Raw genomic sequence first — 20,896 nt, 5'->3', positions numbered from 1 at the left:
CATCATATTTATCTAAATTCATCACAATATTCATAGAAAACCTAGGCGTAATGAGAGGTTATTACGCGCATTCTTTAATTCATAAAATGATAATTTGATGCAAATGATAATGCAATTGATAATTGATCTTATTTGAATGATAAGTAATAATCCCCTCTCTGAACGCTTTGTTTTTATATGGAGTACAACGTGAATTTCACTAGATACTTTGTCGCTGGCAGTCTATCTCTCGCGATTCACGCGGCGATCTTGTTTGTTGATGACGAATCAAAAGTGTTTGCCATGCCTGCTGGAAATCAATCCACCTCAGTGTCGATTAACTTTGTGGCTCAACCTCAAGCTCAGGTAGTACAAGAGCAAGCAATAAAAACCCCACCTTCAGAAAAGAGAGCCAACAAACCCAAACCAGCAAAAAAAGAGCCGCAAAAAGTGGTGCAGAAAAAGAGCCTGTCAAAACCGGTAAAAGACAAACCGGCTCCTAAAATACCGACAAAATCAGCACAAGTGCAAACTCCTGTAAAGGAAGCTGTGACATCCTCTGTAGAGAATGAAAATAGCGCTGAATCGACACCGAAAACCGCCGCCCCAAGCAGCAGCGGCGCAACTAATCAACCGAAATTAGTCGATGCGCCGTCTTTTGTTACTCGCCCAGCCCCTCCTGTTTATCCAAGGCTTGCACAAAAACGAGGAATTGAAGGGGTCGCTATGTATGAGGTGTGGTTAGACGAAAACGGCCGCCAAATCAAACAGGTGCTGCTCTCTTCGTCGGGCGCGGCGCTGCTGGATGAATCGGCTCTTAATGCCATCAAACAATGGAAATTCTCTCCTCAAGTGGTGAACGGTGAAAAAATAGCCCACCGAGTGCAAATCCCAGTACGTTTTAAATTGGAAGGATAATGGAACTACTTACTCAACTAGAACAACAACTTGGCCTGATGGCCTGGCCTCTTTTTGCCTGCTCAGCACTTGCGACCATGATCATTACTGAACGGCTTTTCCAAGTACTGCTTAGCCTTGGTGTTGGAAAAGGTGCGATTGGTAGTGCGCTCAACCAAATATCACCGACCAATACAGCGCAAATTGAGGCGTTAGCCAGTGAATTCTCCAGCAAGCGCCCATTGCTTTATAAAGGGGTTGCCATGCTACTTGCTCATCACGATTTCTCTAAAGGATTACGTGAAGATGCGGCGGGCATTTGGTTGCAAGAAAAGCGTCATCAACTGCATTCTGGACTGCGTATTTTATCTTTGATTGGTGTGATCAGCCCGCTGCTAGGCTTACTTGGCACTGTGTTAGGTTTGATTGAAATGTTCAAAGGGGTGGCGCTCTCTTCTGGCAATATTACGCCAAACGACCTTGCGGATGGCCTAGGCATTGCAATGCGAACCACGGCTGCAGGTTTGCTGATCGCACTTCCCGCAATTACCGGCGCTCAATTGCTTGGCGTATGGGCTGACAGAGTGATGGCAAAACTTGAGCACACACTAAATTATGTCAACTTATGGCTCGAAGGTGTTTCTTTACAGCATGATTGCACCACCAAACAAGAGCGTGTAGCTAAGTATGAAGACATCTCTGATAATGATGTGGTTAATGCATCATGATTAAAACGCCGCACTCTCACTCATCCCCATTAATGCCAGATTTAACGCCATTGTTGGATATCATTTTTATTGTCATGGTGTTTTTACTGCTTACAGCCGCGGTTAAATTTGAGTCATTAGACGTTTCACTGCCAACAACCGACTCACCCACCGTGAGTGAAGTGAACAAGCAGTCAATCACAGTGAATCTTCTGGCGCACGAACCTTACTGGGCTATCGATGGCAAGCAGTATATCGATTGGAATAACTTCACATTGGCGTTGTTAGAACAAAGCAAAGCGAGTGATCGCCCGATCGTGATTGGCGCAGACAAAACCGCTGAAGTGCAGCAGTTGGTTAAATTGTTGGCTTTCTTGCAAGACAATGGCATCGCTGCCACGCAGTTATTAACCGATCATCCCCAATAGCCTATTCATACGCGCTTTTAAAAACCGTATGATTTTCATGAGTACAACACGATGACACACAAATCTCTTTCTCATTGGCTTGTTGCCATAACGCTCTTCATCTTCTCACCTTGGCTCTGCGCGCAAGAACGGATCATCAGTGCGGGCAGCGCGGTGACCGAAATCCTCGTTGCGTTAGGCGCACAAAATAAACTTGTTGCGGTCGATGTCACCAGTGAAATTCCAAACGATCTTGCTCTCCCAAAAATCGGTTATCATCGCCAATTATCCGCAGAAGGATTAGTAGCCTTAGCACCAACACAATTGATTGGTTCTAGTGAAATGGGGCCAGAAAGCACATTGCAACAGCTTAAAGGCGCTGGCGTTAACGTCGAGGTGGTGAACGATGAATCCACACCACATGGGTTGTTGGCACGCATTGACCAAATCGCGAAGCTCGCTGATGCAAAGCCTCAAGCTAAAGCGCTCAAACAGCAAGTTCAAAGCACAATAGCGGCGTTAACCCATCATCAATCTACCCACAAGACACCGAAAAAAGTGCTATTTCTACTTATCCACGAAGGTCGAGCAGCTAACGTGGCGGGCAGTGACACCACACCAAACAGCATTATTGAGTTGGCTGGCGCGGTTAACCCCGCCGCTGAACAAGTGACGTCTTATAAACCACTGTCGATGGAAGCGATAATTGAGATGCAACCGGACGTGATTTTAGTCAGTGGCCGCAGTTATGAAAAACTCGGAGGAGCAGAGGCCATTTTGCAATCCATACCGACATTAGTAGCAACTCCGGCTGGGATAAATAAGCAGATCATCACCATCGATGGCCACGCTCTCGTCGGCGGGTTAGGCCTTAAAAGCTTGGCTGAAGCGCAACGTCTAAACGCATTGCTCTATCCTTAAGGAGCTTATTTTGTTACGTCATCTCTCAAAAAATGTGGTGAATGCAACGCTGTTAGTTTTGGTAATCTTAGTGAGCCTTTATTCTGTCACCGTTGGTCCAATGAATATCAGCTTCAGTGACAGCATAAAAAGTCTCGTGCTGCACTCCAATGACATTGCCGCGCACATCAATTTAGTCATCCACGAAATACGCTTTCCGCGTACCCTGCTCTGCTTGTTGGTTGGCGCAATTTTGGCGCTGTGCGGAACGGTGATGCAAGGCTTGTTTCGTAATCCATTAGCTGAGCCTGGCATTATCGGTGTTTCGGCAGGTTCAGCCCTCGGAGCCGCACTTGCGATTGTGCTATTCGCCAATTTAGCGCTGTTTTCCAACCCGTGGATGAGCGCTGCGGTGGTACCTATTTTTGCCTTTTTAGGCGGTGCATTGACTACCTTGTTGGTTTATCGATTAGGCACCAGTAAATTTGGTACTTCCGTCACCATCATGCTACTCGCAGGCGTCGCCATCAGCGCGCTATCGGGGGCGGGTATTGGCTATTTGAATTATGTTGCAGACGATCAAATGCTACGCGATCTCTCATTGTGGTCAATGGGATCACTGGCGGGTGCAAACTGGCAAAATATTCTCTTGTGCGCTGTGACCTTACTGCTGCTGCTCGTCTGTTTCTCCCGTCAAGCGATGGCGCTCAACGCACTATTACTTGGCGAGTCTGAAGCGCGTCATCTAGGCATTTCTGTGCAACGGCTTAAACGTTCAATGATTTTACTCAGCGCACTCGGCGTTGGAGTGACCGTCAGCGCGGTGGGTATGATTGGTTTTATCGGTTTGGTCATCCCTCATCTAGGCCGGATGCTGGTTGGCCCCGATCACCGTAGTTTGATCCCCATTTCGGCTTTACTTGGTGCACTCTTACTCACTGTCGCCGATATGTTTGCCCGTATAGCAGTGGCACCTGCGGAGCTGCCTGTCGGGATTGTGACTGCGCTGGTGGGTGCACCTTTCTTCCTTTATCTTCTGTTTCAACAAAAAGGCAAAGTATTTTGAGTACAACGGCAGCGATCCAAGCCAGTAATATATCGGTTAAATTTGGCCATCGAACCATTTTGGATAAGATTGATATTGAGATTTTTTCAGGTCAAGTCACAGCGTTACTTGGCCCCAATGGTGCTGGAAAAAGTACCTTGCTGAAAATACTCAGCGGTGAAATCTCATCAACAGGCAAAATGGCTTACTTCGGTGTTCCGCAAGCACTGTGGCAACCGAATGAGTTAGCAAAGCACTTGGCTATTCTTCCGCAGCAAAGTACGTTGAGCTTTCCTTTTATCGCTCAAGAAGTGGTGGAATTAGGCGCACTGCCATTAAATTTAAGCCACCAACAAGTCAGTGAAGTGGCGCTACACTACATGCAACAAACCGATATCAGCGATAGAGCGAACAATCTCTACCCGGCTTTATCGGGTGGTGAAAAACAACGTTTACATCTGGCGCGGGTATTAACTCAACTTCACCACTCCGGTGACAAAAAAATCCTGATGCTGGATGAACCAACGTCAGCGTTAGATCTGGCTCACCAGCACAATACACTGCGCATTGCACGTTCATTAGCACGCCAAGAGCAGTGCGCTGTTGTAGTCGTGCTGCACGATCTCAACCTTGCGGCTCAATATGCAGATCGCATGGTGATGCTGCACAATGGCAAACTGGTTTGTGATGCGCCACCTTGGGAAGCGCTCAATGCAGAAAGAATTGAGCAGGTGTATGGCTACTCGTCGCTTGTCGCCGCACATCCAACCATGGATTTCCCAATGGTCTACCCCATCTAATATTGTCCTTAATAATTGTCCGTATTTGTGGGCGCGTCCCTTCGCTATAATGCGCCCCAATTCTTTATATCGTTTTTTAAAAGGTACCCCATGAGTCAGTACGTCGTCTGTGCACTCTATAAGTTTGTTGAACTCAATCACTACCAAGAGCTGCAAGCACCGCTTCTTGAACTAATGGAGGAAAACCAAATTCGTGGCACGCTATTATTAGCCAGTGAAGGAATTAACGGCACTGTGGCATCAACACGCAAAGGGATAGATGTGCTACTAGCTTGGCTTGATGCAGAACCGAACTTGAAAGGCACGGTTTACAAAGAATCACAAGCCTCAGAGCAGCCATTTAACCGTACCAAAGTGAAGCTAAAAAAAGAGATTGTCACTATGGGCGTTGAAGGTATTGACCCTCGTCACGTTGTGGGCACTTACGTGAAACCAGAAAACTGGAATGCGCTAATTTCAGACCCTGATGTGCTGGTTGTCGATACCCGTAATGATTATGAAATCCAAATCGGCACCTTCAAAAATGCGCTTAACCCACACACTGAAACCTTTCGTGAGTTTCCTGATTATGTGAAGAAGAACCTCGCACCAGAGAAACACAAAAAAGTCGCGATGTTTTGTACTGGCGGGATTCGCTGTGAAAAGTCCACGGCTTATTTAAAAGAGCAAGGGTTCGATGAGGTGTACCATCTCGAAGGTGGCATTTTGAAATACTTAGAAGAAGTGCCGCAAGAAGAGAGCTTATGGCAAGGTGACTGCTATGTGTTTGATGGCAGAGTGGCTGTAGGGCACGCTTTAAAAGAGAGTCACTACGATGTATGTAACGCTTGCCGTTTGCCGATTACCGATGAAGACAAACAGAGCGAAGTCTACGAGCAAGGCGTCAGTTGCCCATCCTGCTTCGGTACTCACTCTGCGGAACAACTGGCCCGTTTCCGTGAGCGAGAAAAACAAGTTCAGCTCGCAAAACAGCGTGGCGAAGCACACATTGGCGGCGATACCGCATCACTGATCGAGCAAAAGCGTGCGCAAAAATTAGCACGTAAAGCTGAGCAGCGCGGCTCAAAGCGCTAATATTTACCCCAATGCTTACTTCAAAGGATTCAAATCCTATTGGAATAGAAAAAGGCCGCAGCGTTAAAACTGCGGCCTTTTTTTTAAAAAAAAATCACTGAATACCGTATTTCGCTAAAATGGCATCAAATGTTCCGTCAGCTTTAATCGTGGCTAACCCTTTGTTATACGCATCAATATATTTCTGCGCATTAGGGTTCGCTTTGCCTGAGGTAACATGTAAAGGATTTTTAGACAAAGATGCCGTGGTAAACTGAAAATCACTGCTATTTAAGCCCGCCTCTTTCATGGTCGATAACGCAACCAACTTATCTTCAAGGGTAAGATCAATTCGTTTGGCCTGCAGTTTCTTCAAGTTAGTCGTGAGATCATTAGCGTCTGGTTTGTTGAAATTAGTGGCGGATAAAAAGTCATCCCCATAACCATAGCCCCTAACGATGCCAACTTGTTTGCCACTCAAACTATTTAAACCTGAAAATTCGAAAGCATCGCCTGCTCTTTTAATAAAGCTCAGTTCATTTTCTAAATATGAATCACTGTAAAGTAAATAAGCCGTTCTCTCCTGCGTATACCAAGTTGCAGGCAACAGATCAATTCTGCCTTTACTCACCTCATCTAATGCTCGTGACCAAGGCATGATTTGAAAATTGACGTCATAGCCCTGTGTTTTCATAGCCGCAACAGCGATTTCTACCGATAGCCCCGGCATGCTTTTATCCGGTGAAATAAACGGTGGCCATGGATCTTGCGCAGCCGTAATAGTAGCAGCAAAGCTACTCGGTAAGGCCATCATCATACTGAAAATAAAGATCAACAGACGCTTCATACTTTCTTCTCCTTGAAGGTGGAACTTATGTTTTGAACTTACGCATATGAGTTTTAATGTTTGAGCTCAGTTGAAGAACTTCTTTCGTTCTCTGAGCATTATCTTGACCACTACTCGACAGCTCATTAGTGGCCTCTGATGCTTCAACAATCGCCTGACTGACTTCATCAATGGCTTGTTTCTGCTCTTCTGTGGCATGCGAAATCTCTCCATTTCTTTCAGAAATTTCAGAGATAGTATTTTTCACCTGCTCAACAGAATGTTGTGACTCTGATACTCGCTTAGCGGTGCTTTCTAACAAATTAGAGATGCGAATAATTTCTTGCTCAACCGATTCTGTTGCACTGCTAAGTGAGCGAATATTGGTTTGGATCTGTTCGGTGGATTGGCTGGTTTTGGTCGAAAGGTTGCGCACTTCGTCAGCCACTACTGCAAAACCACGACCATGCTCACCTGCGCGTGCCGCTTCAATAGCAGCGTTCAGTGCCAGCAAGTTGGTTTGCTCGGAAATGTCATTAATCACCCCGACCACCGTTGATATTTTTCGCCCTTCATCAAGCAGCTTATGCATCTCCGCGTTTACCGAACCCATTTCGGAACGCATGTTTACAATCTCGGCGGCAGAGCGTTCTATTGAGTGGTAAACATTATCGACCAATTGAGAAGCCTCACTTGCTTGCCTTGCGGCGTCATTAGCGGTTTCAGCCACTGTTGCCACCGACTGACTCATCTGTGTGGAAGCGGCAGCGACGGTCGATAAACTGTGTTTTTGTTGATCAATTTGCTGCGCATTTCTCATGGCAACCTGACCACTCATCTCTGCGGTGTCTTTTAACTGCACAGAAGCATTCGTTACTTGTACAACTATCTCCCTTAGCGACTCCGTAAAATGATTAATACTGCGGATGATCTGCGAAAACTCTCTATATTTGGGTTCTGGAATGATACGACTTAAATCCCCTTCACCGGTTGCAAGATCGGCCACTCGCTCTGTCAAATCGTTGAGCGGGCGAAGGACGGTTTTCGTTAACGCCAAAATTAGGAATACAATCATTACGCTATCTAAAATCAGCAACTCAATCAGGCTATATTGCAGACTTTGTAACAAGGTTTTTTCTAGCCTATCTGTGTTATAGAAAAGCTCTACCTGACCAACTTCATTTTCCTTTTCATACTCAACAAAGGTGATCTTTTGCACCGAAGAGAGCATGGATTCGTATTGTTTCCCCTCATTGGGCTCCATCTCTTTCACATCTTGAGAGTCGGGTGATGTACTCAGGAAAAGAAGCGGTGTACCACCCGCATCTTTCACTCTAACCGCTTGTATGTCTGGGTTATTTAACTCTGCTGAAATAGTGAGTTTGGCGGCATGTAAATCAAAATCCCAAATTGCTTTAGGTAGGCTGTAGCTCAAACGCTCTTTTGCATTCAAGATTGATGTATCTAGGCTATGCTGTAGCTCCGCTTTCTTTGACTGGTAATCAATGTAACTAGAAATGCCCAACACAATGGACACTGCCAGAACAACTTGGGTAACAAAGATCACTTTGACACTTTTCCACATACTTCATTTCGCCTTAATCAATGGTATGAGTTAAGCACTGTGCGTTGGCTTCATCGCACCGCATGATAACCATCTGACTCTTGTGTTTAATGAATAGGACAATGCAGACCAGAAGAGAGGTCAATATCATCTCTGCTATTGTCTGAACTCATACCGATCATGTTGATCTCACTTATCTTTTACTTAAGGATAGACCAAGAAAGAAAAAGGCTATTATTTTTTAAGCCGAAAGTTTACTTTCGGCTTAATTTAGAATTGAGTAGCGAATGAAGAAGCGCTGACTGGCTGGATAGAAGAGTATTTGGCCGTAACCAACGCATTTAATAGTGATACCCCTGTCGCCTCTTGTTCGGTAAACACCCTTGCACTCATCACTGCTTTTCCGCCGTTGATGAACACTTCTAATGAAGAATTATCCGCGAGAATCTGCAGCTCAACCTGTTCACACTCTAAGGCCAATTCACGAATCACATCACCTTGACGTATCAAAGTATGGGAACGATCAAAACGTAATACTTTTTGCTGGGCATCTAAACTCAGTTCAACGTATTGCTCATCTTTTTCAAACAAACGTAAGCTTGCCCCCCAAGGCAAAGTGATGCACATTTCAAAACTTTTGGTGTTGAGAATGGTGCATTTATCGCTCAACTCCAAACTTAACGGGTGGTGGCATAACTGCTCTAGCTCCCTTATAGGCCTTTGAATAATTTGACCATTCTCAAGACTCAACTCTCGCAGTGCCGTAAGTTGATGCAGCCAGCCGTTGTCACAACTAGGATGATTAATTTCGTCAGGCAGCCCCATCCATGCACACAAGACGCGCCGCCCGTCTGCCGTTTGCATTGTTTGAGGGGCATAAAAATCAAAGCCGTGATCCAGTGGTTGCAGATGACAAAAGTGAGGATGATCATTTTCATCCCATAAGACTTTTGCAATACGATTTTGATGGACAACTGTGTGGTTCACGTTATCTGAAATAATCCCTTGAGGGCCAAAAACAAAATAACTTTGGCCCGCAATTTCAAACATATCAGGGCATTCCCACATGTAACCTAGCGGTGCGATTTCTTCACCAAATAGACCATCGAAATGCCACTCTTTAAGATCATGTGAATGGTAAATCGCCAGCCGACCTTGCAACTGCGTTGTTTGCGCGCCAAGCAACATGAGCCATTTGCCTCGGTGGCGCACTATTTTAGGGTCGCGAATGTGTTCCGTGACACCCGTTGGCAAATTACGGATCACTGGGCCACGTTTTTCAAAACGGAGACCATCTTGCGACACGGCTAAACATTGCGTTGTTTGACGCAATCGCTGGTCACCTAACCGAACATTGCCAGTATAGAAAAGCATCAACTCATCGTTGTGACTTAAAGCATGACCAGAAAAAACCCCATGGCTGTCGTACCAATCTGATGGAGTCAGTGCAATACCTTGCCATTGCCAGTGAATAAGATCAGTACTCGTCAGTTGTACCCAATATTTATCCTTGTGCTCACACCCATAAGGGTACCACTGATAAAAAAGATGATATTTTCCTTGGTGATAAATGAAACCGTTTGGATCATTGAGCAGCCCTTGCGGCGGAGAAATATGCCAAGTAGGACGAAATGGACAATCGTTTGGCGAGGAATAGGCGTACGCATTAAGCCGCAACTGAGAATCAATCATTCGGCCTAAACTGTTGATCAGTTCATCGGCATATTCATTGATGCTATCTTGTTGAATCAAAAATGAAAGCTGCCATTCACCGAGCACTTCTCGCAAGCGCATATGACTCGGCAAAACATTGACTAAAGCTGGATCTCGCAGCGCAATAACGATTTCGCCTCTTGGTGCGAGTACTCGCTGAATATTGGCCGGGCCGCCAACTAATCTCACCATCTCTTCAAATGACATTTTTTCCACTGGCACTGTTTCTAATGACATGACTTACACTCAATTTTCGGGAACGATTGCAAAATATAAAAAAATAAGCCTGCTTGCAAGCATTGGTGAAATATTGCCCTCAATTATGCGGGCTTCCCCTCAGCAAGTACCTTCAGTCTTAGCCGGTTTCGCGTTCGATACTTTGGAATGTTAACACGACTTTACTCATCTCCTGCCCACGACCAGCAATACGTTCAAGCAACATCTTGGCTGCATTTTCACCTGCTTTATCAAAGGCATAGTTGAATGTTGATAAGCTTGGGTTACTGACAAATGCGAGCTCATCATTGCCAACTCCTAATACTTTTATTTGCGATCCAACCTGAATCCCAGACTCTTGCAGTGCTTTCACCGCTCCAACCGCAATTCTATCGGTTGCGCAAAAAAGACCATCTAATTGTGGGTATTGAGTGATTAATGTTTTAGCTTGTAAGTAACCAGATTCAATCGAAAAATCACCACGCATATGAAACAACAGGGTTAAATTGTTGATACCCAGTGCTTGCTCTAACCCTTGAGAACGCAAGCAATCCACCGCTACGTCATCGCTCTGAACACCAATAAAACCAATGTGTTGACAACCTTTTGCTATCAACCGTTTACCCGCTTCGAATCCAACGCGAAGATCATCATGAACAATACTTGGGATATCGTGCAGTGAGCCATCTTGCCCAACCAATACCACCGGGACATTAGATTGTTGGATTGCTTTCACTAATGGCATATCAAGGTGTGTAGCGTAAAGTACAATGCCTTCGACCCTCTTTTGATTAAATATTTGAATATATTCCAATTCTTTAGCGTGATCTTGATGAGTATTGGCAAGCAACACGTGTTTGCCCGCTTGTTCAAATATGGCACTTAAACCATCAACGCCTTGTGCTGTCGCATGCGAAGAGACTCGCGGAACGATGACTCCAATTAAATTGGTTTTTTGTGATTTGAGATCTTTAGCGACTTGGTTGACCATATAGCCGCATTCGGAAATTGCCTTTAACACTTTGATTTTTGTAGACTCTTTAACACCATACTCATCATTTACAACGCGTGAAACCGTCGATTTAGAAACTCCGGCCAGCTTAGCGACATCGTGCAAACTCGACATACATAACCTTACTCATTCTATTTTGGGATTGTTTGCAAAACTCAGCGCTGCAAACGATCGAATAGTGTGATTCTAACGCTGTTTGTAGAATTATCGATCTCTCTTTTACTGATCTAATTCACAGAATCAATGGTTGGCTTTTGACTACTTTGAATTATTCATCAAAAATCCACTCTGCAAACGTTCCCAAAAATACTTATTTTAATTTTATCCACCATGCTTATCTTAAAGAGATCAAGTCATCTGGATACCAAACAACAACCGGGGTGGGTTATGAACTATCCAGTCATAGCAAAACAATTATTAGAGCAATTAGGTGGCAGAGAAAATATCCAAGCCCTTGCTCACTGTGCAACACGTTTAAGATTAGCGCTAAAAGATGACGCATTGGTTGATGAACAAGCCATTGATTCACTTGAAGGTGTCAAAGGACAATTCAAAGTCGCTGGCCAATATCAAATTATTTTTGGCTCCGGTATCGTTAACCAAGTTTATGCGGAAATGGCCAAGTTGACCGGCCTTGCTGAAATGTCAACCAATGATGTTGCAAGCGCGGGTGCACAAAAGCAGAACCTAGTGCAGCGCGCCGTTAAAGGGTTGTCTGACATTTTTGTCCCTATTATCCCGGCCATCGTTGCTGGCGGTTTATTGATGGGGTTGTTCAATGTACTGACAGCCACAGGGCTTTTTATCGAAGGGCAGTCACTGATTGATGCCAACCCGGGCTTGGCTGATCTTGCCAGCATGATCAACACCTTCGCTAACGCCCCTTTTGTTTATCTTCCTGTTTTGTTGGCATTTTCTGCTTCTAAAAAATTCGGCGGCAACCCATTCCTTGGCGCAGCATTAGGTATGTTGATGGTTCACCCAGACCTGCTTAATGGTTGGGGATTTGGCGGCGCGTCTGTCGCAGGCACCATACCTACTTGGAATATTTTTGGTTTTGAGATCCAGAAAGTCGGCTATCAAGGCTCTGTCTTACCCGTTTTAGTCTCCGCCTTTATTCTTGCAAAAATCGAAAATGGCCTGCGCAAAATTATCCCTTCTGTACTGGATAATTTACTGACGCCTATGCTCTCGATTTTCATTGCAGGCTTTTTAACCTTCACTCTGGTAGGTCCGATTACCCGCGATATCGGCTTTCTATTGGGTGATGGGCTGAACTGGCTATACGATTCTGCTGGCTTCATTGGTGGTGCACTGTTTGGCTTTATCTACGCACCGTTTGTGATTACTGGCATGCACCACAGCTTTATTGCTATCGAAACACAACTATTGGCTGACATCGCCATTACTGGCGGTACGTTTATTTTTCCTATTGCGGCCATGTCAAACGTCGCACAAGGTGCAGCTGCTTTAGCGGTTGGTATGAACACCAAAGATATCAAATTAAAAGGCATTGCGATTCCATCAGGTGTGACCGCCCTTCTGGGCATTACCGAACCCGCAATGTTCGGTGTAAACCTGAAACTTCGCTACCCATTTATTGCTGCGATCATCGGTTCAGCTTGTGCCAGTGCATTCATTACCTTGTTTAATGTCAAAGCACAAGCGTTAGGCGCGGCTGGGCTTCCTGGAGTGATTTCCATTAACCCAGAGAAAATCAGCTACTACATGATTGGTATGCTGATTTCTTTTGTCATTGCCTTTACCTTAACACTTGTTTTGGGTGCCAAAGAGCGCGCAAAGCTTGATAAACAAGCAACAGCGTAACCCCCAAGGCTGTTATGCTCCTAAGCCCGCTCGATGTGAGTGGGCTTATTTCTTCAGCGAATAACACGGATATTGGAAGAAAAAATGAATCGAGTTTGGGTGACAGGCGACGCGGTCGTCGACTTAATTCCTGATGGTGAAGCACACTATCTAAAATGTCCGGGCGGTGCTCCGGCGAATGTGGCTGTTGCCATCGCAAGATTGGGGGGTAATAGCGCCTTTTTTGGCCGTGTGGGTAATGACCCTATGGGGCGCTTTATGCAATCCACATTAACCGAAGAGAAAGTGGACACCCGATATTTGCAGTTGGATGATCAACAAAGAACATCAACCGTCGTGGTCGATTTAGACTCGCACGGCGAACGCAGTTTTACCTTTATGGTGAAACCGAGCGCGGATCAATTCGTCCAATGTTTAGACATTCCGACCTTTTTAGCGGGTGAATGGCTGCATTGTTGCTCCATTGCACTGGCCAGTGAACCGAGTCGCAGCACTACCATTGAAGCGATTAAACGCATCAAAGCCAATGGGGGATTTGTCAGTTTTGATCCCAATCTACGAGAAGAGGTCTGGCCTAACCCCGAAGAGATGATCCCAGTGGTGATGAGCGTAGTGGCAATGGCGGATGTGGTTAAGTTTTCCGATGACGAACTGCTCTTGCTCACGCAGCGCCCTAGCCTTGAGCAGGGATTAATCTCAGTGAAAGAATTGAACATTCCGCTGATTGTCATTACTCAAGGTGCAAAAGGAGCGCTGGTGATCACCGCAGAGATGCAAACAATGATTACGGGAAAAGCCGTAAAACCTATCGATACAACAGGTGCCGGAGATGCTTTTGTCGGTGGATTGCTGTGCCAGTTGTCATTACATAAAGAGTGGTTTACTAAGGGTAATATCATAAACGCAGTGCAATGGGCTAATGGCTGCGGAGCATTAGCCACCACTCAAAAAGGGGCAATGACAGCGCTACCAGATAAGCACATGCTTGATCGATGGATTGGCTAAAATGATGGCTTGTACTTACAAGGACGTAAGTCGTGTTGAAGTTCAAGCAAACTGCGAAATAAACGGATGATTTTCAGAGGATATTTGCTACGCTTACTGCATGATTAAACAAATAGCACTCGGACCAGATGCAGACATTTGTAAAATATGAACGATGTAGACGGTGGATAGTTAGCTTACTATTTTGCTTACTGCCCATCGTTGTAGCTAGCCCAATTATCGCTTGGCAGACACGAGCTGATTTGAATCATCACATGCAAAACGTTTTGGTAAAAGGTACGGATTACATTAATCTACTGCTAAGAAATGCTCATGTTGCCAATGAACGTGCAGCGCCCTATCTCAATATGGATTGCCTAGATGCTATTCATTATTTACGCGAGCTAGTGGCGACAACTCCCGATATCCGGACCATCAATTTAGCCAAACAAAATACGATTTATTGTAATTCGTTAAACGGTCAAGTAAACGATCACTACCAAATCGACAGCTATGTCAGTGGTGAGCTCTATTTAATGACTGGTAATCGACTCACACCTCTCCGGCCTGTGTTGGCTTTTCACAGAACTTATGAACAGGGTATGGTGATCACTGGAGTTAGTTCCTATTACCTAACTAACATGCTTATTTTACTAGATGGCTATGGCAAATTTTATTTTCACGTTGGTAAAAATCATCTCGACGAGACCGGCGTTGTAACTTCCGAACCGTTATTTCCCACAATCATTAATACTTCAGAACGCTACCCTTATTCACTATCGACCCTATTAACTATTGATGACTACTGGCTTTATTTTAAAAACACCAAACAAACCAGTGCGATGTTAGCTCTCTTAATGGGAATCGGTTTAGGCGGATTTGTTTTTTGGAAACTCGGCCAAGCTTCGTCAATGCAAGGAGAAGTGAAACGCGCTATTCAATCCAACGAGTTCATTCCGTATGTACAACCGATTGTTGATGGTAGTGGCCAGCTCAGCCATATTGAAGTGCTTGCCCGTTGGCAACATCCTGTTCATGGATTAGTGAGGCCCGATCTTTTTATTCCCTTAGCGGAGGAATCTGGGCTAATCATTCCTATTACGACTCAGTTAATGTCACAAGTAGAGCGTGAACTTTCATTACATCAGTCACAATTTCCAGAGCATTTCAGTATTGGATTTAATATTTCAGCCAAGCACTGCGTAGCTTCCAATTTGTTTGATGATTGCAAACACTTTATTGAAACCTTCGACAATCATAAGCATATTTTAACGTTAGAGCTCACTGAGAGAGAGCTGGTTACTGATAGTGATGAAGCGAAAAAGCTCTTCCAATCACTGGATAAAATAGGTGTGTTGCTAGCAATTGATGATTTTGGTACAGGTCACTCTAGTTTGAACTATTTGCAAGAGTTCAAGTTTGACATTTTAAAAATCGACAGAAGCTTTATTACCATGATCGGTAGTGATGCGATCTCTAGCCATATTGTTGAAAACTTAGTCGATTTAGCTAAGCGACTTGGGTTAAAAACCATCGCCGAAGGTGTGGAAACCCAAGATCAAATTGATTTTTTGAACGAAAGAGAAATTGACTATTTACAAGGCTATTTCTTTTATAAACCTATGCCGCTCAGTGAGTTTATCACTCTGCTTAAAACCACCTAGATCAATCTCTGGCATTCCAATGCGGTGATAACTAGAACTTCAGTGGTTATTTCTTATGACGAGAAGCCAACTGAGCACGGTAGCGAGCTAAATGAAAACGTTTTCGAACTGGCTGATGAGCAGACAGTTGTTTTAATACTTGATTGAGTTGTTTATTGTGATGCTGGCTATGATTCGCCACTGATTGTTCATCATCTTCAATGAAGAAAGACGCAACACTGGCCGTCAATAAACCAAAAAGTGTTATGCCCGTAAGCATTAAAAAGACCGCAACACCACGACCAAACGGGGTAACCGGGTACATATCACCATACCCTACTGTAGTAATCGTAGTCATTGCCCACCAAATCGCATCAGAAAAATCATTGATTGGGCTATCCGTGCCTTTTTCGACCAAATAGACAAAAGCCGCAGAAAGAAGCACTGTCGATAAGCTGGTTAACCCAATAAAGCTGAGCGTTTTTTGCCTCAGCACCGCCTTTGTTTGACGCCATGCTCTTGGCAAGATCAGTAAAATGCGTAAAAAACGGAGCGGACGTAGGAATGGCATGGCCACAATCAACACGTCTGGCCAGTTTTTTACCATGTAACGCACTGGATGTGGGCTGAGTAAGACCTTAACCAGTAACTCCGTTGCAAACAATGCCCAAATAATCCAAAGCAGATGCTCCAGAAAATCAAGCTCTTCGGGTTGTAAAGGTGCAATATCTGGTAGTAAAGCGACGATCACATACACTACCGATAATAGCAGCATCGGAATTTCAGTTTTATGTTCGATCGCAGACAGTAGTTGTAAACGTGTTTTTAATTTCATGATTCAAATACCTTTTTCCGTTTACCTTAACGCCAAAAGTACCAAGTGAACAGTACAACCATCCCTTTCGTTACCCAATTAGCACCCAATTCAAAATGGAAATCACTATAAACTAGGTGGTTGAGATGTAAAGAATTGTGACCTTAACAGAGCTTAAAATAACCGTCTTGAGCGTTATTCTAAGCTCTTCACACCCAATATCTCACTCACAAAAACCTCAAAAACACCATAGGAGTCAAGTTTCAATTGTGATACGATGCACAACTTTATGGATATCTCTCTATTTTCATATGGACGTGACCCGATACCCAAGCCACTTAGGATGCTGTCGATGACCAGTAAGTGAGGCCGAAAAAACATCAATAAAATGGTGGAATTGGCGTCAACGAACGTGACCAATACAGCAATGCTGCAAGTGGGACAGGTATAACTCCGTTGTTTTACTCCGAGGTCACTTATTACCATGTCTTTTTTAAAAGATTTAGCCATTCGCAAAAAAATTGCGCTTGCCTTTACTATTATCGCGTTAGTCAACATCGCCTTCGGTTATTACCTATATCGTTCATTGAACGAAATACAAGATGACCTACTCAATCTAACGGATGACACACTCCCATCAATGATGATGGTCAATAACGTCAAATACAATATGGCTTCTGTGCGACGTGCTCAAATCAGTTTGCTTTCCGCAACCGATCAAGCCGAAATTACGGAGGATATTCGTTGGATGCAGGAACACTATCAAGCAATTGATAGTGCACTAGCCACCTATGAGCGTGCGGTTTGGACCGATCACGAGCGTTCGATTTTTATGCCAGTTAAAAACCTCTGGCGTGACTACTTGACTGCGCTTGGCTCTTTTAATGACGATATCCTCAATCAAAATATCGTAAAAGCTCAAGGGGATATTTCAGCCTCTTTGGTTACATTTGAACGCCTAGAGAGTGCGATTGACGATCTTCTCAATTTAAACCAAACCTTTGTTGCCAAAAATCGCTCTGAACTGATGACGCTTATTCAAGCTATCACCTCATTTTCCACAGGCAGCATCGTTGCACTGATAGCGTTTATGGTGTTCATTACACTATTACTTTCTCGCTTAATCTGCCAGCCACTACAGTTGGTTGTACAGCAAGCGAATGCCATTGCTGGAGGTAATTTAAGCCATCGATTAACACGTCAGCATATTGGGCAAGATGAGCTAGGTGAATTGGCCGATGCGTGTTCAAGTATGCAAGAGAATTTACGCTCAATGGTGGAAGAGATCATCGCCGGAGCGACTCAACTATCTCATGCTGTCGATGAAGTTAGCGCCGTCTCTGAACAGACATCACAGGGCATGCAAGAGCAACAGGTCGAGGTGATGCACATTGCTACGGCCATGACGCAAATGAAATCAACGGTTGCAGAAGTGGCACGAAGCACAGAAGTCGCTTCTGACGCCGCTCGTGAAAGTAACCAACAATCCATCCTTGGATCAAAACAGATGGATTCCGTCGCTAATGCTATCTCTCTTGTGACTCAAGAAATTGATCAAGCAGAACAACGCGTATTAGAGCTTGAGCAGCAAGCGCAGCAAATTAACGTTGTCGTTGACGTGATAAGCAACATCGCCGACCAAACCAATTTGCTTGCACTTAACGCAGCAATTGAAGCGGCGCGTGCTGGTGAACAAGGGCGTGGTTTTGCGGTTGTGGCTGATGAAGTCCGTGCTTTAGCGGGCAAAACTCAGCAATCGACGGGCGACATCGTCAATATTATCCAAAGCCTACAAACATGCGCACTGCGTGCTCGTGAAGCGACGTCACAAAGCAGTGTACTTATGGGACAATGTGTGGAGCAAAGTGGCCAAACTCAAATCGCGATTGACCACATTAGTAATCAAAGCGCGCATATTGCTGATATGACCATCCAAATCGCCAGTGCGTGCGGAGAGCAAGATTCGGTTAGCGAGGAGCTCAGTCGCAATATCGAACGCATTAGTGAATCAGCTAAGCAAGTTGCACAAGGTTCTTCCAGCGCTGCTCAAGCGTGCGTCGAACTTAGCCAGTTGGCAGCAATGCTACAAAATACGGTACGTCGCTTCCAAGTCTAACCTCATATCGTGGGTTTAAAAATAACGGCCTCTTTTGAGGCCGTTATAGTATCCATTCTCTTGCTATTTATAGCTTAAATCTGTCGCTTTACCTTTAAAGATTCGGTAAACCACAAAGGTGTACAGCAAGATCATCGGCATCACAATCACGACACCAATGCCCACTACCAATAAGCTAGCCGTAGAGGCGGCTGATTCTTGAGCCGTCATTATCCCGGGGACGACATCAGGGAAAAAGCTATAGGCTAATCCAAGAAAGCTTAATGCAAAAATTAGCATCACGCCAAAAAATGGCCATTGAACTCCCATATCATTCACTACAGGCACTCTTTTTAAATAGCGATCAACCATAAAAATCGTAACTAACACCACCAGCGGAACAGGAGCTAATAACAGCATTTCAGGGAAACTAAACCAACGTTCCGCGACCAGTGGATTAAATAACGGGTTAACAATACTGACTGAAAAAATGCCCAGCGCGGCCAACCAGCCCGCACGGCGTGACCAGCGCGCCGCTCGAATTTGTAACGCGCCTTCGGTCTTTAACACCAGCCAAGCTCCACCGATATAAACATAAGCGGCCGTCACGCACAGCGAACTGAGTAGTGCAAAGCCATAAGCCTGCATCGACTCCTCAAAGCTCATCACATACCGCCCAATCATGTAACCTTGGGTTAGTGCGGCAAGTAAAGAACCGGTTTTAAAACACAAGTCCCAGTGGTCTTTATGATCCGCTTTCGCTTTTGCACGAAAATCAAACGCGACACCACGCATAATCAATGCGATCAGCATCAGTGCGGTGGGTAAATACAGCTCTGTCAAAATCAAGCTATGTGCACTTGGAAACGCAATCAATAAAATACCAACGCCTAGCACTAGCCATGTTTCATTGGCATCCCAGAAAGGGCCGATGGAGGCGATCATTCTATCGCGCTGTTGCTCATTATCTTGGGGTAATAAAATACCGACACCCAAATCATAACCATCAAGTACCGCATACATGAAAACGCTAAAACCAAGCAGTAAAAGATAAATTTCCGGTAGATAAGAGATCATAATGGTGCCTTTTGCTCGTCAATCGGTTGAATCGTTATGCTTGTAGAGAACTGCCTTGCTAAATAAAACAGTGTATGAATATAAGCAACTAGCAATACGGCATAAATGGTTAAATACATGGCTAATGACAGCACAACAGAACCACTTCCAATCGCAGTAACTGCATCAGAAGTACGCAATACACCACTGACAAGCCATGGTTGACGGCCAATTTCAGTAACATACCACCCTGCTAATGTGGCTACCCATCCCGAAAACGTCATCGCGACAACGGTATAAAGGTAGAACTTGGGTAAGGTTTTTTTACGAATTAAACGCCATGCACCAAACCAGCTCACTAGCAGCATCAGCACGCCAATTCCGACCATAATTCGAAAGCCAAAGAATAGTGGCTTAACCGGGGGATGGTCCGGTGCGAATTGATTTAAACCCACAATTTCACCGTCGAGGTCATGTGTGAGTATCAAGCTGGCTAATTTAGGAATACCGAGTTCAAAGTGATTGCTACGCGTGACTTCATCAGGCCAAGCGAACAAGAGTAACGGTGCTCCTTGCTCCGTATCCCACACCCCTTCCATCGCGGCAATTTTAGCGGGTTGGTGTTTTAACGTATTTAAACCGTGTAAATCGCCAACAAAAATTTGTATTGGTATAGCAATGGCCGCGAGAATAATGCCGACTCTAAGGCCCACTTTCGCTGCTTCCAGTTGTGAATTACGCAAAAATTGGTAAGCAGAGATCCCTGCAATGACAAAACTTGCGGTGAGTAAAGAAGCCAGCAACATATGTGCAAGCCGATACGGCATAGAAGGATTAAAAATAACCTCCTTCCAACTGGTGACATGAACAATGCCTTCAATCACTTCATAACCAGCAGGTGTATGCATCCAACTATTTAAAACTAAAATCCAAAAAGCAGAGAGTGATGTGCCTATCGCCACCAGCACGGTTGCTAAGGTATGCACCCATTCAGGTACTCTTCCACGCCCAAAAAGCATCACGCCAAGGAAAGTCGCTTCCATAAAAAAGGCCGTCATCACTTCGTAGCCTAACAATGGCCCAGCGACGTTACCGACTCTCTCCATGAATCCTGGCCAGTTAGTCCCAAATTGAAAACTCATCGTGATACCAGAAACAACACCGAGCGCAAAAGTCAGGGCAAAGATCTTGACCCAGAAATAATATAAGTCCAACCACAACTGAGCTTGCGTTCGTACAAAACGCCACTTAAAAAACACCATCACCCATGCAAGCGCAATCGTAATGGTTGGAAATAAAATATGAAAACTGATATTGGCGGCAAACTGGATCCGCGACAACATGAGGGTCTCTAACAT

Annotated in this window: 18 protein-coding genes; 11 read left to right on the top strand and 7 right to left on the bottom strand. The window is 44.7% G+C overall.

Going from position 1 to position 20,896, the window contains the following annotated elements; all coding sequences use genetic code 11:
* Positions 1 to 189: 189 nt before the first annotated feature.
* From B9J87_RS01165 to trhO, 7 genes are all read left to right on the top strand, one after another.
* Complete coding sequence (locus tag B9J87_RS01165; RefSeq protein ID WP_176429454.1) at positions 190 to 897, top strand: energy transducer TonB; 708 nt, start codon at positions 190 to 192, stop codon at positions 895 to 897.
* Positions 897 to 1,604 (top strand): MotA/TolQ/ExbB proton channel family protein, encoded by a 708-nt coding sequence (locus B9J87_RS01160; RefSeq protein WP_094149218.1) that lies wholly within the window; start codon positions 897 to 899, stop codon positions 1,602 to 1,604. Before B9J87_RS01165 ends, B9J87_RS01160 begins: the two co-directional genes overlap by 1 nt.
* A complete protein-coding gene (locus tag B9J87_RS01155) occupies positions 1,601 to 2,011 on the top strand; it encodes an ExbD/TolR family protein (protein WP_017043643.1) in 411 nt (136 codons plus the stop codon). The genes B9J87_RS01160 and B9J87_RS01155 overlap by 4 nt, the downstream gene beginning before the upstream one ends.
* Positions 2,012 to 2,062: 51 nt before the next feature.
* The gene (locus B9J87_RS01150) at positions 2,063 to 2,911 is read left to right on the top strand and encodes a heme/hemin ABC transporter substrate-binding protein (RefSeq protein ID WP_094149217.1); all 849 of its coding nucleotides are present in this window, start codon (positions 2,063 to 2,065) and stop codon (positions 2,909 to 2,911) included.
* 100 nt (positions 2,912 to 3,011) lie between these two features.
* The gene (locus B9J87_RS01145; RefSeq protein ID WP_232471681.1) at positions 3,012 to 3,956 is read left to right on the top strand and encodes a FecCD family ABC transporter permease; all 945 of its coding nucleotides are present in this window, start codon (positions 3,012 to 3,014) and stop codon (positions 3,954 to 3,956) included.
* Positions 3,953 to 4,735 carry a heme ABC transporter ATP-binding protein gene (locus B9J87_RS01140; protein ID WP_010319753.1) on the top strand — a complete coding sequence of 261 codons (783 nt, stop codon included), beginning with the start codon at positions 3,953 to 3,955 and terminating at the stop codon, positions 4,733 to 4,735. Before B9J87_RS01145 ends, B9J87_RS01140 begins: the two co-directional genes overlap by 4 nt.
* A 90-nt stretch (positions 4,736 to 4,825) precedes the next feature.
* Positions 4,826 to 5,809 carry an oxygen-dependent tRNA uridine(34) hydroxylase TrhO gene (trhO, locus tag B9J87_RS01135; protein ID WP_026027546.1) on the top strand — a complete coding sequence of 328 codons (984 nt, stop codon included), beginning with the start codon at positions 4,826 to 4,828 and terminating at the stop codon, positions 5,807 to 5,809.
* A gap of 94 nt (positions 5,810 to 5,903) precedes the next feature.
* On the opposite strand, the gene B9J87_RS01130 is transcribed toward trhO, so the two are convergent.
* The 4 genes from B9J87_RS01130 to B9J87_RS01115 form a co-directional block, all read right to left on the bottom strand.
* The gene (locus tag B9J87_RS01130) at positions 5,904 to 6,635 is read right to left on the bottom strand and encodes a transporter substrate-binding domain-containing protein (RefSeq protein ID WP_013856728.1); all 732 of its coding nucleotides are present in this window, start codon (positions 6,633 to 6,635) and stop codon (positions 5,904 to 5,906) included.
* Positions 6,636 to 6,660: 25 nt separating this feature from the next.
* The gene (locus B9J87_RS01125; RefSeq protein WP_094149216.1) at positions 6,661 to 8,199 is read right to left on the bottom strand and encodes a methyl-accepting chemotaxis protein; all 1,539 of its coding nucleotides are present in this window, start codon (positions 8,197 to 8,199) and stop codon (positions 6,661 to 6,663) included.
* A gap of 249 nt (positions 8,200 to 8,448) precedes the next feature.
* Positions 8,449 to 10,128, bottom strand: a complete 1,680-nt coding sequence (locus B9J87_RS01120; protein ID WP_094149215.1) for a glycoside hydrolase family 32 protein — start codon at positions 10,126 to 10,128, stop codon at positions 8,449 to 8,451.
* A gap of 118 nt (positions 10,129 to 10,246) precedes the next feature.
* Positions 10,247 to 11,233, bottom strand: coding sequence for a LacI family DNA-binding transcriptional regulator (locus B9J87_RS01115; protein WP_094149214.1), 987 nt, complete (start codon positions 11,231 to 11,233; stop codon positions 10,247 to 10,249).
* A 273-nt stretch (positions 11,234 to 11,506) separates the two neighbouring features.
* Between B9J87_RS01115 and B9J87_RS01110 the strand changes: the two genes are divergently transcribed.
* From B9J87_RS01110 to B9J87_RS01100, 3 genes are all read left to right on the top strand, one after another.
* Positions 11,507 to 12,946, top strand: a complete 1,440-nt coding sequence (locus B9J87_RS01110) for a sucrose-specific PTS transporter subunit IIBC (RefSeq protein ID WP_026028729.1) — start codon at positions 11,507 to 11,509, stop codon at positions 12,944 to 12,946.
* An 84-nt stretch (positions 12,947 to 13,030) separates the two neighbouring features.
* Positions 13,031 to 13,951 (top strand): aminoimidazole riboside kinase, encoded by a 921-nt coding sequence (locus tag B9J87_RS01105; RefSeq protein ID WP_094149213.1) that lies wholly within the window; start codon positions 13,031 to 13,033, stop codon positions 13,949 to 13,951.
* 254 nt (positions 13,952 to 14,205) lie between these two features.
* Complete coding sequence (locus tag B9J87_RS01100) at positions 14,206 to 15,594, top strand: EAL domain-containing protein (RefSeq protein ID WP_254918083.1); 1,389 nt, start codon at positions 14,206 to 14,208, stop codon at positions 15,592 to 15,594.
* Between the two features lie 46 nt (positions 15,595 to 15,640).
* Here the strand turns inward: B9J87_RS01100 and B9J87_RS01095 are convergent, their stop codons facing one another.
* Complete coding sequence (locus tag B9J87_RS01095) at positions 15,641 to 16,408, bottom strand: potassium channel family protein (protein WP_019282399.1); 768 nt, start codon at positions 16,406 to 16,408, stop codon at positions 15,641 to 15,643.
* A 463-nt stretch (positions 16,409 to 16,871) separates the two neighbouring features.
* Here B9J87_RS01095 and B9J87_RS01085 point away from each other — a divergent pair, with 463 nt between their 5' ends.
* Positions 16,872 to 18,503 (top strand): methyl-accepting chemotaxis protein, encoded by a 1,632-nt coding sequence (locus tag B9J87_RS01085; RefSeq protein WP_094149210.1) that lies wholly within the window; start codon positions 16,872 to 16,874, stop codon positions 18,501 to 18,503.
* Between the two features lie 63 nt (positions 18,504 to 18,566).
* Here the strand turns inward: B9J87_RS01085 and B9J87_RS01080 are convergent, their stop codons facing one another.
* Together B9J87_RS01080 and B9J87_RS01075 are read right to left on the bottom strand one after the other, a co-directional pair.
* Positions 18,567 to 19,559, bottom strand: coding sequence for a cytochrome d ubiquinol oxidase subunit II (locus tag B9J87_RS01080; protein WP_094149209.1), 993 nt, complete (start codon positions 19,557 to 19,559; stop codon positions 18,567 to 18,569).
* Positions 19,556 to 20,896: a cytochrome ubiquinol oxidase subunit I gene (locus B9J87_RS01075; RefSeq protein ID WP_094149208.1), complete on the bottom strand. Its 1,341-nt coding sequence runs from the start codon at positions 20,894 to 20,896 to the stop codon at positions 19,556 to 19,558. Before B9J87_RS01075 ends, B9J87_RS01080 begins: the two co-directional genes overlap by 4 nt.

It is taken from the genome of Vibrio sp. V19_P1S1T109, from assembly GCF_002241375.1.
GTDB classification, from domain to species: Bacteria; Pseudomonadota; Gammaproteobacteria; order Enterobacterales; family Vibrionaceae; genus Vibrio; species Vibrio anguillarum.
Note: the sequence above shows the minus strand (reverse complement) of the source record. Positions and strands in the feature narration are given on the sequence as shown.